Genomic DNA, 13,929 nt, shown 5'->3' with positions numbered 1-13,929 from the left:
GTCGCAGGACTCCTAACGCATCACAAACGGATCAGGCATCGGCGCCTGGGAGAGGTTGATCCACACCGTTTTCAGTTCGGTGTAGGCCAGCACCGAATCGATGCCGCTTTCGCGTCCATAGCCACTGTTCTTGAAACCACCGATCGGTGCCATTGCCGACACCGCGCGGTACGTGTTGACCCAGATGATCCCCGAACGCACGTCCCGGGCCAGGCGATGGGCGCGGCCCAGATCGCGGGTCCAGATGCCGGCGGCGAGGCCGAACTGTGAGTCGTTGGCAATCGCCAGCGCTTCGGCTTCATCCTTGAAACGGATCACCGAGGCCACCGGGCCGAAGACTTCTTCCTGCATGATCTTCATCGAGTTGCGATCGCACTCGAACAGCGTCGGCTCATAGAACCAGCCGTCGCCCACACCGCTCGGCCGCTTGCCGCCCAGACGCAGGCGCGCACCTTCGGCAATCGCATCAGCCACCAGACCTTCAACTACCGCCAGTTGCTGCGCGGTGGCCATCGGGCCCATTTCGCTGCTGTCGTCCTGCGGGTTGCCGATGCGGATGCGCTGGGCGCGCTCCACCAAACGGCTGACGAACTCGTCGTAGATTTCATCCTGCACCAGCAGTCGCGAACCGGATACGCAACTCTGCCCGGACGCCGCGTAGATCCCGGCGATGGCGCCGTTGATCGCGCTGTCGAGATCGGCGTCGGCGAAGATGATATTCGGCGACTTGCCGCCCAGTTCCAGCGATAGCTTGGCGAAGTTCTCGGCACTGCTGCGCACCACATGCCGGGCCGTGGCCGCGCCGCCGGTGAAGGCGATCTTGCGGATCAGCGGATGACGGGTGAGGGCGGCGCCGGTGCTCGGGCCGTAGCCGGTGACGACGTTGACCACACCCGGCGGAATCCCGGCTTCGAGGGCCAGGCGCGCCAGTTCCAGAATGGTCGCCGAGGCGTGCTCGGAGGGTTTGATCACGATGGTGTTGCCCGCCGCCAGCGCCGGCGCCAGTTTGATCGCAGTCAGATAAAGCGGGCTGTTCCACGGAATGATCGCGGCGACCACGCCCATGGCTTCGTGCACGGTGTAGGCGAACAGATCGGGTTTATCCAGCGGCAGGGTGCCGCCTTCGAGCTTGTCGGCGAGGCCGGCGGTGTAGTGGAAGAACTCCGGCAGATAGCCGACCTGACCCCGGGTTTCGCGGATCAGTTTGCCGTTGTCGCGGCTTTCCAGCTGCGCCAGTTGTTCCTTGTTTTCAGCGATCAGGTCACCGAGACGACGCAGCAGTTTGCCGCGCGCGGTGGCGGTCAAACCACGCCATGCCGGGCTGTCGAACGCGGTCTGCGCGGCTTGCACGGCGCGCTCGACGTCGGCTTCGTCAGCGTCGGGCAGTTCGGCCCAGGGTTCGGCCAGCGCCGGGTTGAGGCTTTCGAAAGTCTTGCCGGAGAGGGCGTCGACCCATTCTCCGCCGATGCACATCTGGAAGCGTGCGAGCGTCATGCAACGATCCCCTTTATATGGTTTTGTCGGGCGTGTGCGGTGTCGAGAAATTCCAGCAGCGTCTGGTTCACCAGCCGTGGCGACTCTACCGGCATCATATGCCGTTGTTCGGGCAGCACGGCAACCTTCGCGCCGGGAATGCGCGCGGCCAGTTGCTCGGCCATTTCCGGGGTCGATCCGGGGTCCAGCTCGCCAGTGGCGATCAGCGTCGGCGCCTGGATGCTGCCCAAGTCGTCGGCGCGGTACATGTCCTGGGTGGCGAACAGTTCGTAGGTGGTCAGGTAGCCTTGCGGATCATTGCCGGCGAGGGTCTGGCGGATCGCGGCGATCTGCGCCGGGTTGGCCGCCTGATATTCGCGGCTGAACCAGCGCGACAGCGCCGCTTCGGCATTCGCGTCCGGCCCGTGTTCGGCGGCTTGCGCGGTGCGGGCGATGACGCCGGCGCGCTGCTCTTCGCTGCGGTTGAACACGCTGTTGAGCACCACCAGGCTTTTCAGGCGTTCCGGGTAATGCAGGGCAAACGCCCGCGCCACCAGACCGCCCATGGAGAAGCCGATCACCGACGCCTCGGGCAATTGCAGGTGGTCGAGCAGCTCCAGCAACTGATCGGCATAGCCGAGCAGGGCGGTGCCGCTGGCCGGTCGCGGGCTGGCGCCATGGCCGAGCATGTCGTAGGCGATCACCCGGTATTGCGTGGCCAGGCCAACGATCTGGCCGCCCCACATTTCTTTGTTCAGGCCCACGCCGTGGATCAACACCACGGGTTGGCCTTGGCCGGTCGCCAGATAACTGGTGCCGGCCGGGGTGAGTTCAGCGGTGAGCCGAATCATGGAGCGCTCCTGCAATGCCTTTTTTATTGTGATTACTGGGCTTTTTCGGCGGCCAGTTCTTCCAGATCGATGTAGCGGTTGCCGATGCGCGGGTGCAGGCGACCACCGTCGGCGCAACCGAGCACCACGACGATTTCGTCGGCGCGCGGGGCGTCTTCGATCTGCATTTCCAGGGTGATGTAGTGCGAGCGCAGGCCTTCGTCGTCCTTGTGCATCATCGGGATCTGAATCGAAGTGCCCGGACCGCCGCGCTTGTTGGTGAAACTCAGGTAACTCTTGGCCTTGACCGCTTCGCGGTAGTGATTGCCGAAGCGCAGGGTGTGGATCACCGCCGACGCGTGCTCGATTTCGCCATCGGCGCCGACCACCGCGGCTTTGCCGTAGGCCTCGATCTTCTCGGCACCGCCGATGATGCCCACCAGACGCTCGACCATCATCGCGCCGAGGTCGGAGCAATTGGCGCGGATCTGCGGCTTGAGGTCTTCGACAAAGCCGTTGCCGACCCATGGGTTCTTCATCACGACGGCCAGGCCGACCATGGTCACCGGGGTATCGGACGCCTTGCCGCCTTCGATGAAGGTTTCTTCGACATAGCTGACGATCTTGCGAATTTCGAAACTCATGAGCTGCTCCGTAGGGGATAAAGAGTGTCTGTGCGTCTGATGGTATACCATAATACCGATCGTGCAAGTCCCCCTCGCAAGAATCCCTGCCATCAGTCGGACGAATGCCCGCGTATTCAGCCGCCGCTGTAGTCCCTTTCGGTTAACAAAAGATAACGTTGCGCCGATTGTCAGACGTTTCGAATGCCCGATAGGATGAGCCAGCTTCCGAAGGGGCTCTGGATGGCGGGTTTCAGGACTATGCTTGTGACCAGGCAGTCACCGTGAGCACCCTTGCGGCGCCCTTTAAGGTCCATGACCAACAATAATAAACAGGGGAAGGTCTATGAGTCGTTGCCGCCCGCCGGCGTTACGCAACACCGCGTTGCTGGCCACAGCACTCTCTCTGCTGGGCTTTGCCACATTGTCGGCGCCGGTTCTCGCCGCCGAAGCGCCTGCCGATGTGGTCTATTCCACCGAATCGGCCAAGGCCTCGAAAAGCCTGATGCTCGATGTCGTTCACGCCGGAACCCGGCTGGTGGCGGTCGGGGATCGCGGGCACATTCTCTATTCCGACGACCAGGGCAAGACCTGGACCCAGGCCAAAGTGCCGAGCCGCCAGTTGCTGACCGCCGTGTATTTCGTCGATGACAAGCACGGCTGGGCCGTCGGCCACGACGCGCAGATCCTCGCCAGCGAAGACGGCGGCCTGACCTGGACCAAACAGTTCGAAGACCTCAAGCGCGAATCGCCGTTGCTCGACGTCTGGTTCAAGGACGTCAACAGTGGTCTGGCCGTGGGTGCCTACGGCGCGCTGCTGGAAACCACCGACGGCGGCAAAAACTGGGAAGACGTCAGCGATCGCCTCGACAACGAAGACCAGTTCCACCTCAACGCCATCGCTTCGGTAAAAGACGCCGGCCTGTTCATCGTCGGCGAGTCGGGCAGCATGTTCCGCTCCGCCGACTGGGGCCAGACCTGGGAAAAACTCGAAGGCCCGTACGAAGGCTCGCTGTTCGGCGTGATCGGCACGGCGCAACCGCAAACCCTGCTGGCTTACGGTCTGCGCGGCAACCTTTACCGCTCCACCGATTTCGGCAGCAGCTGGGAGCAGGTCGAACTGAAAGCTGCGCGCGGTTCGCTGGAGTTCGGCCTGTCCGGCGCCACGCTGCTCGAAGACGGCTCCATCGTCATCGTCGGCAACGGCGGCTCAGTGGTCAGCAGCAGCGACAACGGCGAAACCTTCAGCGTGTTCAACCGTCCGGATCGCATCTCGCTGTCGTCGGTCACCGCCGCCGGCAACGGCAATCTGATCCTGAGCGGACAGGGTGGCGTTCGCGTGACTACTGCGAACGGCGCCGAGCTGGGCAAATGAGCCGAATCAATAATAAGAAGGCGGGGCTATGACTTCCTTGAGCACTCATCATCAGGACAAGGCGACGTTTCTCGAGCGCCTGATCTTCAACAACCGCCCGGCAGTGATCGTGATCTGCCTGCTGGTCAGCATTTTCCTGTTCTGGCAGGCCACGCTGATCCGCCCGTCCACCAGTTTCGAAAAGATGATCCCGCTCAAGCATCCGTTCATTGAAAAGATGATGGAGCACCGTAACGATCTGGCGAACCTGGGCAACACCGTGCGCATTTCGGTGGAAGCGAAGGATGGCGACATTTTCTCCAAGGAGTACATGGAGACCCTGCGTCAGATCAACGACGAGGTGTTCTACATCTCCGGCGTCGACCGTTCCGGCCTCAAGTCGCTGTGGAGCCCGAGCGTGCGCTGGACCGAAGTGACCGAGGAAGGTTTTGCCGGCGGCGAAGTGATCCCGCAGAGCTACAACGGTTCCCAGGACAGCCTCGATCTGCTGCGCAACAACGTGCTCAAGTCCGGTCAGGTCGGGCGTCTGGTGGCCAACGACTTCAAGTCGAGCATCGTCGACATCCCGCTGCTGGAGTCCTACCCGGACCCGCAGGATCAGGGCAAGCTGTTGGCGCTGGATTATCGCCAGTTCTCCCATGAGCTCGAAGACAAGATCCGCAACAAGTTCGAAGCGCAGAACCCCAACGTCAAGATCCACATCGTCGGCTTCGCCAAGAAGGTCGGTGACCTGATCGACGGCCTGGTGATGGTGGTCATGTTCTTCGGCATCGCTTTCGTCATCACCCTGATCCTGCTGCTGTGGTTCACCAACTGCCTGCGCAGCACCGTGGCGGTGTTGAGCACCACGCTGGTGGCGGTGGTCTGGCAACTGGGGTTGATGCACTTTTTCGGGTTCGGCCTCGATCCGTATTCGATGCTGGTGCCGTTCCTGATTTTCGCCATCGGCATTTCCCACGGCGTGCAGAAAATCAACGGTATCGCCCTGCAATCCGGTGAGGCAGACAACGCGTTGACGGCTGCACGGCGGACATTCCGTCAGCTGTTCCTGCCGGGGATGATCGCGATTCTGGCGGACGCCGTCGGCTTCATCACGCTGCTGATCATCGACATCGGCGTGATCCGCGAACTGGCCATCGGCGCTTCCATCGGTGTGGCGGTGATCGTGTTCACCAACCTGATTCTGCTGCCGGTGGCGATTTCCTATGTCGGCATCAGCAAGCGCGCCATCGCCAAGAGCAAGAAGGACGCGCACCGCGAGCATCCGTTCTGGCGCCTGCTGTCGAACTTCGCCAACCCGAAAGTCGCCCCGATTTCCATCGCCTTGGCGCTGGTCGCTTTCGGTGGCGGTCTCTGGTACAGCCAGAACCTGAAGATCGGCGACCTCGACCAGGGCGCGCCGGAACTGCGTCCGGACTCGCGCTACAACAAGGACAACAACTTCATCATCAGCAACTACTCGACCAGTTCCGACGTGCTGGTGGTGATGGTCAAGACCAAGTCCGAAGGTTGCTCGCGCTATGAAGCCATGGCGCCGATCGACGAGCTGATGTGGAAGATGCAGAACACCGAGGGCGTGCAGTCGGCAATCTCGCTGGTGACCGTGTCCAAGCAGATGATCAAGGGCATGAACGAGGGCAACCTGAAATGGGAAACCCTGTCACGCAACCCGGACGTGCTGAACAACTCCATCGCCCGGGCCGACGGCCTGTACAACAACAGTTGCTCGCTGGCACCGGTGCTGGTGTTCCTCAACGACCACAAGGCCGAAACCCTGGATCGCGCGGTGCATGCGGTGCAGGACTTCGCCAAGGAAAACAACAAGGAAGGCCTGGAATTCATCCTCGCGGCCGGTAACGCCGGGATCGAGGCGGCCACCAACGAAGTGATCAAGAAGTCCGAGCTGACCATTCTGATCCTGGTGTACATCTGCGTGGCGGTCATGTGCATGATCACCTTCCGCTCGTGGGCGGCGACCTTGTGCATCGTGCTGCCGCTGGTGTTGACCTCGGTGCTGGGCAACGCGCTGATGGCGTTCATGGGTATCGGCGTGAAGGTTGCGACGTTGCCGGTGGTGGCGCTGGGCGTGGGGATCGGCGTGGACTACGGCATCTACATCTACAGCCGTCTGGAAAGTTTCCTGCGTGCCGGCCTGCCGTTGCAGGAAGCCTATTACCAGACCCTGAAATCCACCGGTAAAGCAGTGCTGTTCACCGGTCTGTGCCTGGCCATCGGCGTGTGCACCTGGATCTTCTCGGCGATCAAGTTCCAGGCCGACATGGGCCTGATGCTGACCTTCATGCTGCTGTGGAACATGTTCGGTGCGCTGTGGCTGCTGCCGGCACTGGCGAAGTTCCTGATCAAGCCGGAGAAACTGGCGGGGCAGAAGGGGAATTCGTTGTTTGCTCACTGAGCCGGTTGGCTGAAATGAAAAAGCCGCAACCTTTAAGGGTTGCGGCTTTTTTATGTCTGCGGTGAGGGCAAGCGGTCTCAAGGCTTAAGAAAGTTCGGTGCCTAGCACGACGCTAAGCGCACTCCGCGCATCATCCAGCTGCACCAACGTCGCATGCCGCGCCCCCAACGCATCCCGATTCTCGATCGCGGTCAAAATCGCCTTGTGCCGAGGCAACGCCAGTTCATGCAGATTCGGCCGCTGGTTCGAATGCTTCAGCGCCTCGGCAATCGCCACCGACAGCATGTTGCACAGGTTCGCCAGCAAATCGTTGTGAGTCGCGTCGGCAATTCGGCTGTGAAAGTCCAGATCCGGTTGCAGCAAGGCTTCCGGCGTCGGCGCCGCTTCCATGCGCTGGTAAGCCTCTGCAATCGACGCGATATCAGCATCGGTGGCGTGCTGGGCGGCGAGGGCGGCGGCGGCCGGTTCTATGATGCTGCGCACGCTGGTCAGGACGTTGAAGAACTCGTTCTGCGGGCTGCTTTGCATCAGCCAGTGCAGCACGTCCGGGTCGAGCATGTGCCATTCGCGGCGTGGCTTGACCACGGTGCCGACGCGCGGTTTCGAATACACCAGGCCCTTGGCGACCAGTACTCGGGTGGCTTCGCGCAACACCGGCCGGCTGACCGCATATTCCTCGCAGAGCAAGGCTTCGGCGGGCAGCTTGTCGCAGGGCAGAAAGCGTCCGGAAACAATCTGCATGCCCAGTTCCTGGACGATGCGCGAGTGCATGCTTTTACGGTCGGAAGGTTTGCGGTAATCCATGGGGAGTGGCGCGATCCTGAGCGATGGAGATGCCGCGCATCATAGCAGGCACGGCGTAATCTGGAGCGAGGCAATGATCGTTCCCACGTCGAGGCGTCGAACCGTCTGCGTGGGAATGCCTGAAGGGACGCTCTGCGTTCCAGTTCTCGAATGGGACGCAGAGCGTCCCAGGCTGCATTCCCACGCAGAGCGTGGGAACGATCAGGGCAGGGGAAGGCGGTGTTAGTGGGAATGGCGGGGAACTTCAGCCCCTCGGCAACCGACGAGGAAGTCGAAATCGCAACCTTGATCCGCCTGCAGCACATGGTCGATATACAGCTGACGATACCCACCCACCAGCAGTTGCTGTGGCGGTTGCAGATCCGCCATGCGCGCCGCCAATTCAGCGTCCGGAATGTCCAGATGCAAACGCCCGCTGGCGCAGTCCAGCTCGATCCAGTCACCTTCCTTCACCGCCGCCAAAGGCCCGCCGGCCGCTGCTTCCGGGGCGACGTGCAAGACAACGGTGCCGTAAGCGGTGCCGCTCATGCGCGCGTCGGAAATACGCACCATGTCGGTCACGCCCTGCGCCAGCAGTTTGGCCGGCAGCCCCATGTTGCCGACTTCGGCCATGCCCGGATAACCCTTCGGCCCGCAGTTCTTCATCACCAGAATCGAGTTCTCATCGACGTCCAGTTCCGGGTCGTTGATTCGCGCCTTGTACATGTCGAAGTTCTCGAACACGACCGCGCGGCCACGGTGCTGCATCAGTTCCGGGGTGGCGGCTGACGGCTTGAGCACCGCGCCCAGTGGCGCCAGGTTACCGCGCAACACGCAGATGCCGCCGTCGGCGCGGATCGGATTGTCGAGGGTGCGGATCACTTCGTCTTCACCGTAGATCGGCGCGTCCTTGGTGTTCTCGCCAATGGATTTGCCGTTGACGGTCAACGCGTTCGGATTCGGAATCAGATTGGCCTCGCCGAGACGTCGCAGCACGGCCGGCAAACCGCCCGCGTAGTAGAACTCCTCCATCAGGAAACGCCCGGACGGTTGCAGGTCGACGATGGTCGGCATGCCGCGACCGATGCGCGTCCAGTCGTCCAGATCCAGCTCGACGCCGATGCGTCCGGCGATGGCTTTGAGGTGGATTACCGCGTTGGTCGAACCGCCAATGGCCGCGTTGACCCGGATCGCGTTTTCGAAGGCTTCCTTGGTCAAGATCTTCGACAGCTTCAAGTCTTCACGCACCATCTCTACCGCGCGCATGCCGGACATGTGCGCCAACACATAACGCCGCGCATCCACTGCCGGAATCGCCGCGTTGTGCGGCAGGGAAGTGCCCAGTGCTTCGGCCATGCAGGCCATGGTCGACGCGGTGCCCATTGTGTTGCAGGTACCGGCCGAGCGGGACATGCCGCCCTCGGCCGCGAGGAAATCGTCAATCGTGATGGTGCCGGCCTTGACCTGCTCGCTGAGCTGCCAGACCACCGTGCCGGAACCAATGTCCTTGCCCTTGTGCTTGCCGTTGAGCATCGGCCCGCCAGTGACGACGATCGCCGGCACGTCGCAGCTGGCCGCGCCCATCAGCAGGGCCGGGGTGGTCTTGTCGCAACCGGTCAGCAGCACCACGCCGTCAATCGGGTTGCCGCGAATCGCTTCCTCGACGTCCATGCTCGCCAGGTTGCGGGTGAGCATGGCGGTCGGGCGCAGGTTCGATTCACCGTTGGAGAACACCGGAAATTCCACCGGAAAACCACCAGCCTCGATCACCCCGCGTTTGACGTGCTCCGCGATCTGGCGGAAGTGCGCGTTGCACGGGGTCAGTTCCGACCAGGTGTTGCAGATGCCGATGATCGGCTTGCCGTGGAACTGATGGTCGGCGATGCCCTGATTCTTCATCCAGCTGCGGTACATGAAGCCGTTCTTGTCGGCCGTGCCAAACCATTGGGCGGAGCGCAGGGTGGGTTTCTTATCAGACATGATCGATTCTCTTATTGTAAGACTATTGTTTGCGAGCCTCGGCTAAACATAAGCGCAAAATCGACGGTTTGGAAGTGTTGTTGCGTAATTAGTATTACTATATAGTCGATTTCGACGGAGGGATGGCCCTGGCGATTTTCCGCGAGAGGCGTCCCCCGAGGTTCCATAAAAACAACAATCGGAGACCGATCTCATGAGCCAGGAACTGCGGCTTGTCCGGCGCATCACGCTGAAACTGATTCCCTTCCTGATCCTGCTGTACCTGATCGCCTATGTGGATCGCTCCGCCGTCGGCTTCGCCAAGCTGCACATGGGCGCCGACATCGGTATCGGCGATGCCGCCTACGGCCTCGGCGCCGGGCTGTTTTTCATCGGCTACTTTCTGTTTGAAATCCCCAGCAACCTGATGCTCGAACGCTTCGGCGCGCGGCGCTGGTTCGCGCGGATCATGATCACCTGGGGCGCGATCACCATCGGCATGGCCTTCGTCCAGGGCCCGCACAGTTTCTACGTGATGCGCTTTCTGCTCGGCGCGGCGGAGGCGGGGTTCTTTCCCGGCGTTCTGTACTACATCACCCAATGGTTCCCGGTGCGCCATCGCGGCAAGATCCTCGGGCTGTTCATCCTTTCCCAACCCATCGCGATGATGATCACCGGCCCCGTGTCCGGCGGCCTGCTGGGCATGGACGGCATCCTCGGCCTGCATGGCTGGCAGTGGCTGTTCATCGTCATCGGCACCCCGGCGATCCTGCTGACCTGGCCGGTATTGCGCTGGTTGCCGGACGGCCCGCAGCAAGTGAAATGGATGGACCAGGCCGAGAAGGACTGGCTGACCGGCGAGCTGAAAAAGGACCTGCAGGAATACGGCCAGACCCGTCACGGCAATCCGCTGCATGCGCTGAAGGACAAACGCGTGTTGCTGCTGGCGCTGTTCTACCTGCCGGTGACCCTGAGCATTTATGGCCTGGGCCTGTGGCTGCCGACCCTGATCAAACAGTTCGGCGGCAGCGATCTGGTGACCGGTTTCGTGTCATCGGTGCCGTACATCTTCGGGATCATCGGCCTGCTGATCATTCCGCGCAGTTCCGACCGTCTGAATGATCGCTACGGCCATCTGGCGGTGCTCTATGTGCTGGGCGCGATCGGCCTGTTCCTCAGTGCCTGGTTGTCGTTGCCGGTGGCGCAACTGGCGGCGTTGTGTCTGGTGGCGTTCGCGCTGTTTTCCTGCACGGCGGTGTTCTGGACGCTGCCGGGGCGGTTCTTTGCCGGCGCCAGCGCGGCGGCCGGGATTGCCTTGATCAACTCGGTGGGCAACCTCGGTGGCTACATCGGCCCGTTCGTGATCGGCGCCTTGAAGGAATACACCGGCAACCTCGCTTCGGGCCTGTACTTCCTGTCCGGGGTGATGGTGTTCGGGCTGATTCTGACGGGCGTCGTCTATCGCTTGCTCGAGCGCAAGCATGTACTGCCGGTTAACCAATTCGCCGCCAGCGCACGCGGTGCTACCCGTACCTGAATGACTATCACCGACCCTGTGGGAGCGAGCTTGCTCGCGAAGTGGTCGGCACATTCAACATTTGTGGTGACTGATGCACCGCCTTCGCGAGCAAGCTCGCTCCCACAGGGATCAGCGGTGTTTTTGAGGTAATAGGAGAAAAACATGCATCTGGTTCAATTCGAATTGAGTAGCGGCGAGCGCCGTGTCGGGGTGGTCGAGGACGGTCTGGTGCGTGAAGTGCAGGATGCGCGCACGGTTCGCGATCTGGCCCTGGCCGCGATCGAGGCCGGCAGCACCCTCGCGCAGCAAGTGCAAACCCTGGGCCTGGGCATCAGTCACGATTACGCCGAATTGCTGGCCAACCTGCGCATCCTGCCGCCACTGGATCACCCGGACCCGGCGCACCTGTTGGTCAGCGGCACCGGCCTCACGCACCTCGGCAGCGCCTCGGCCCGGGACAAGATGCACCAGCAGGCCGGCGATGAAGCGGCGATGACCGACACCATGCGTATCTTCAAGTGGGGCGTGGAGGGCGGCAAACCGGCGGCGGGGCAGGCGGGCGTGCAGCCGGAGTGGTTCTACAAAGGCGACGGCAGCATTGTCGTGCGTCCCGGTCAGCCGTTCCCGCTGCCGCCGTTTGCCGAAGACGCCGGCGAGGAACCGGAAATGGCCGGCCTCTACATCATCGGCCACGACGGCAAGCCGTATCGCCTCGGTTTCGCGGTGGGCAACGAGTTCTCCGATCACGTCATGGAGCGCAAGAACTACCTGTACCTCGCCCACTCGAAACTGCGCAGTTGCAGCTACGGCCCGGAGCTGCGCGTCGGTGAATTGCCGCAACACTTGGCCGGTACGAGCCGCATCCTGCGCGACGGCGAAGTGCTTTGGCAGAACGAGTTCCTCAGCGGCGAGGCCAACATGTGCCACAGCCTCGCGAACCTCGAATACCACCATTTCAAGTACAGCCAGTTCCTGCGCCCCGGTGACGTGCACATTCACTTTTTCGGCACCGCGACCCTGTCGTTCGCCGATGGCATCCGCACTCAGCCCGGCGACGTGTTCGAGATCAGCCAGGCCGAATTCGGCGCACCGCTGGTCAACGGCATCGCTCCGGTCGCAGCGGCATTCGAACCGGACAGCATCGGCACCCTTTAAGGAGATCCCATGACTCAGATTCTCGGTCACAACTACATCGGCGGTCGTCGCAGTGCGGCGGGCGACGTCAAGCTGCAAAGCGTCGACGCCACCACGGGCGAGGCACTGCCTCACGACTTCATTCAGGCCACGGAAGCGGAAGTGGACGCCGCCGCCAAGGCCGCTGCGGCGGCGTATCCGGCGTATCGCAGCCTCAGCGCCGAACGCCGCGCGCAGTTTCTCGATGCGATTGCCGATGAGCTGGACGCACTGGGCGATGATTTCGTCGCCGTAGTCTGCCGCGAAACCGCACTGCCGGCCGGGCGGATTCAAGGTGAAAGAGGGCGCACCAGCGGCCAGATGCGCTTGTTCGCCAAAGTCCTGCGGCGCGGTGATTTCTACGGTGCGCGCATCGACCTGCCGTTGCCGGATCGTCAACCGCTGCCACGTCCGGATCTGCGCCAGTACCGCATCGGCCTCGGCCCAGTGGCGGTGTTCGGTGCGAGCAATTTTCCGCTGGCATTCTCCACCGCCGGCGGCGATACCGCATCGGCGCTGGCGGCCGGTTGCCCGGTGGTGTTCAAGGCCCACAGCGGTCATATGGCCACCGCTGAGCTGGTCGCCGATGCACTGATCCGTGCAGCAGAAAAAACCGCCATGCCCGCTGGCGTGTTCAACATGATCTACGGCGGCGGTGTCGGCGAATGGCTGGTCAAACATCCGGCCATTCAGGCGGTAGGTTTCACCGGTTCGCTGCGGGGCGGACGGGCGCTGTGCGACATGGCCGCCGCCCGTCCGCAGCCGATCCCGGTGTTCGCCGAGATGTCGAGCATCAATCCGGTGATCGTGCTGCCTCAGGCCCTGGCCGTGCGTTCGGAAACTGTCGCCCGCGATCTGACCGCGTCGGTGGTGCAGGGCTGCGGTCAGTTCTGTACCAATCCGGGCTTGGTGATCGGCATCCGCTCGCCACAATTCACGGCATTCGTTGAGCAAGTCGCGGCGCTGATCGGTGATCAACCGGCGCAAACCATGCTCAATGCCGGCACGCTGGGCAGCTACGGCAAGGGCCTGGAAAAACTCCTGGCGCACGCCGGCATCGAGCATCTGGCGGGCAATCCGCAACAGGGCAATCAGGCGCAGCCGCAGTTGTTCAAGGCGGAAGTCAGCCTGCTGATCGATGGCGATGAAGTGCTGCAGGAAGAAGTGTTCGGCCCGACCACGGTGATCGTCGAAGTGGCCGACAAGGCGCAGCTGAGCGCGGCGTTGCAGGGCCTGCATGGACAACTGACGGCGACAATCATCGGCGAGCAGGCGGATTTCGAACGCTTCCCGGAACTGACGCCTTTGCTGGAACAGAAGGTCGGGCGGATCCTGCTCAATGGTTATCCGACCGGTGTCGAAGTCTGTGATTCGATGGTTCACGGCGGGCCGTATCCGGCGACGTCCGATGCCCGCGGCACCTCGGTGGGTACGTTGGCGATCGATCGCTTCCTGCGCCCGGTGTGCTTCCAGAACTACCCCGACAGCCTGCTGCCGGAACCGCTGAAAAACGCCAACCCGTTGCGTATTCAGCGGCTGGTCGACTGCAAGCCATCGCGCGACGCCCTCTAACTCACGCCACATGATCGTTCCCACGTCGAGGCGTCGAACCGTCCGCGTGGGAATGCCTCGAGGGACGCTCCGCGTTCCAGCTCTGGAAGGGACGCGGAGCGTCCCGGGCTGCATTCCCACGCAGAGCGTGGGAACGATCAAGAGCTGGAGCGTTGGAGCGATCAGGGCGGGAGCTCAGCGCCTGCTTTGAGCTATCATTGGCCCTTTCC

Annotated in this window: 10 protein-coding genes; 5 read left to right on the top strand and 5 right to left on the bottom strand. The window is 62.4% G+C overall.

From position 1 onward, the window contains the following. Positions 1 to 12: 12 nt before the first annotated feature. From LOY31_RS16600 to LOY31_RS16590, 3 genes are read right to left on the bottom strand one after another with little or no spacing between them, the layout of a single operon-like run. On the bottom strand, positions 13 to 1,494 hold the full coding sequence (locus tag LOY31_RS16600) for an aldehyde dehydrogenase (protein ID WP_085603065.1): 1,482 nt from the start codon (positions 1,492 to 1,494) through the stop codon (positions 13 to 15). Continuing rightward, entirely contained in the window at positions 1,491 to 2,324 is an 834-nt protein-coding gene (locus LOY31_RS16595; RefSeq protein ID WP_085603067.1) for an alpha/beta fold hydrolase, read from the bottom strand. The genes LOY31_RS16600 and LOY31_RS16595 overlap by 4 nt, the downstream gene beginning before the upstream one ends. A 32-nt stretch (positions 2,325 to 2,356) precedes the next feature. Beyond that, positions 2,357 to 2,947 (bottom strand): amino acid synthesis family protein, encoded by a 591-nt coding sequence (locus LOY31_RS16590; protein ID WP_007957412.1) that lies wholly within the window; start codon positions 2,945 to 2,947, stop codon positions 2,357 to 2,359. A gap of 325 nt (positions 2,948 to 3,272) precedes the next feature. On the opposite strand from LOY31_RS16590, the gene LOY31_RS16585 reads away from it, so the two are divergent. Continuing rightward, on the top strand, positions 3,273 to 4,301 hold the full coding sequence (locus LOY31_RS16585) for a YCF48-related protein (RefSeq protein WP_221535529.1): 1,029 nt from the start codon (positions 3,273 to 3,275) through the stop codon (positions 4,299 to 4,301). A 28-nt stretch (positions 4,302 to 4,329) separates the two neighbouring features. Beyond that, on the top strand, positions 4,330 to 6,714 hold the full coding sequence (locus LOY31_RS16580) for an RND family transporter (RefSeq protein ID WP_007957414.1): 2,385 nt from the start codon (positions 4,330 to 4,332) through the stop codon (positions 6,712 to 6,714). A gap of 84 nt (positions 6,715 to 6,798) precedes the next feature. On the opposite strand, the gene LOY31_RS16575 is transcribed toward LOY31_RS16580, so the two are convergent. Continuing rightward, on the bottom strand, positions 6,799 to 7,518 hold the full coding sequence (locus LOY31_RS16575; protein WP_007957415.1) for a FadR/GntR family transcriptional regulator: 720 nt from the start codon (positions 7,516 to 7,518) through the stop codon (positions 6,799 to 6,801). Between the two features lie 222 nt (positions 7,519 to 7,740). Continuing rightward, the gene (locus LOY31_RS16570) at positions 7,741 to 9,477 is read right to left on the bottom strand and encodes an IlvD/Edd family dehydratase (RefSeq protein ID WP_258711873.1); all 1,737 of its coding nucleotides are present in this window, start codon (positions 9,475 to 9,477) and stop codon (positions 7,741 to 7,743) included. Between the two features lie 193 nt (positions 9,478 to 9,670). Between LOY31_RS16570 and LOY31_RS16565 the strand changes: the two genes are divergently transcribed. The 3 genes from LOY31_RS16565 to LOY31_RS16555 all read left to right on the top strand — a co-directional run bounded on the left by LOY31_RS16565 (position 9,671) and on the right by LOY31_RS16555 (position 13,720). Then, positions 9,671 to 10,993 carry an MFS transporter gene (locus tag LOY31_RS16565; protein WP_221535531.1) on the top strand — a complete coding sequence of 441 codons (1,323 nt, stop codon included), beginning with the start codon at positions 9,671 to 9,673 and terminating at the stop codon, positions 10,991 to 10,993. Between the two features lie 144 nt (positions 10,994 to 11,137). After that, the gene (gene araD1 / locus LOY31_RS16560; protein ID WP_085603078.1) at positions 11,138 to 12,130 is read left to right on the top strand and encodes an AraD1 family protein; all 993 of its coding nucleotides are present in this window, start codon (positions 11,138 to 11,140) and stop codon (positions 12,128 to 12,130) included. A 9-nt stretch (positions 12,131 to 12,139) separates the two neighbouring features. Beyond that, positions 12,140 to 13,720 (top strand): aldehyde dehydrogenase (NADP(+)), encoded by a 1,581-nt coding sequence (locus tag LOY31_RS16555; protein WP_221535532.1) that lies wholly within the window; start codon positions 12,140 to 12,142, stop codon positions 13,718 to 13,720. The last annotated feature ends 209 nt before the right edge of the window (positions 13,721 to 13,929 follow it).

It is taken from the genome of Pseudomonas sp. B21-021 (assembly GCF_024749205.1).
GTDB classification, from domain to species: Bacteria; Pseudomonadota; Gammaproteobacteria; order Pseudomonadales; family Pseudomonadaceae; genus Aquipseudomonas; species Aquipseudomonas paraglycinae.
The sequence above is the reverse complement of the archived record's forward strand: the minus strand, read 5'-3'. Positions and strand labels throughout refer to the sequence as shown.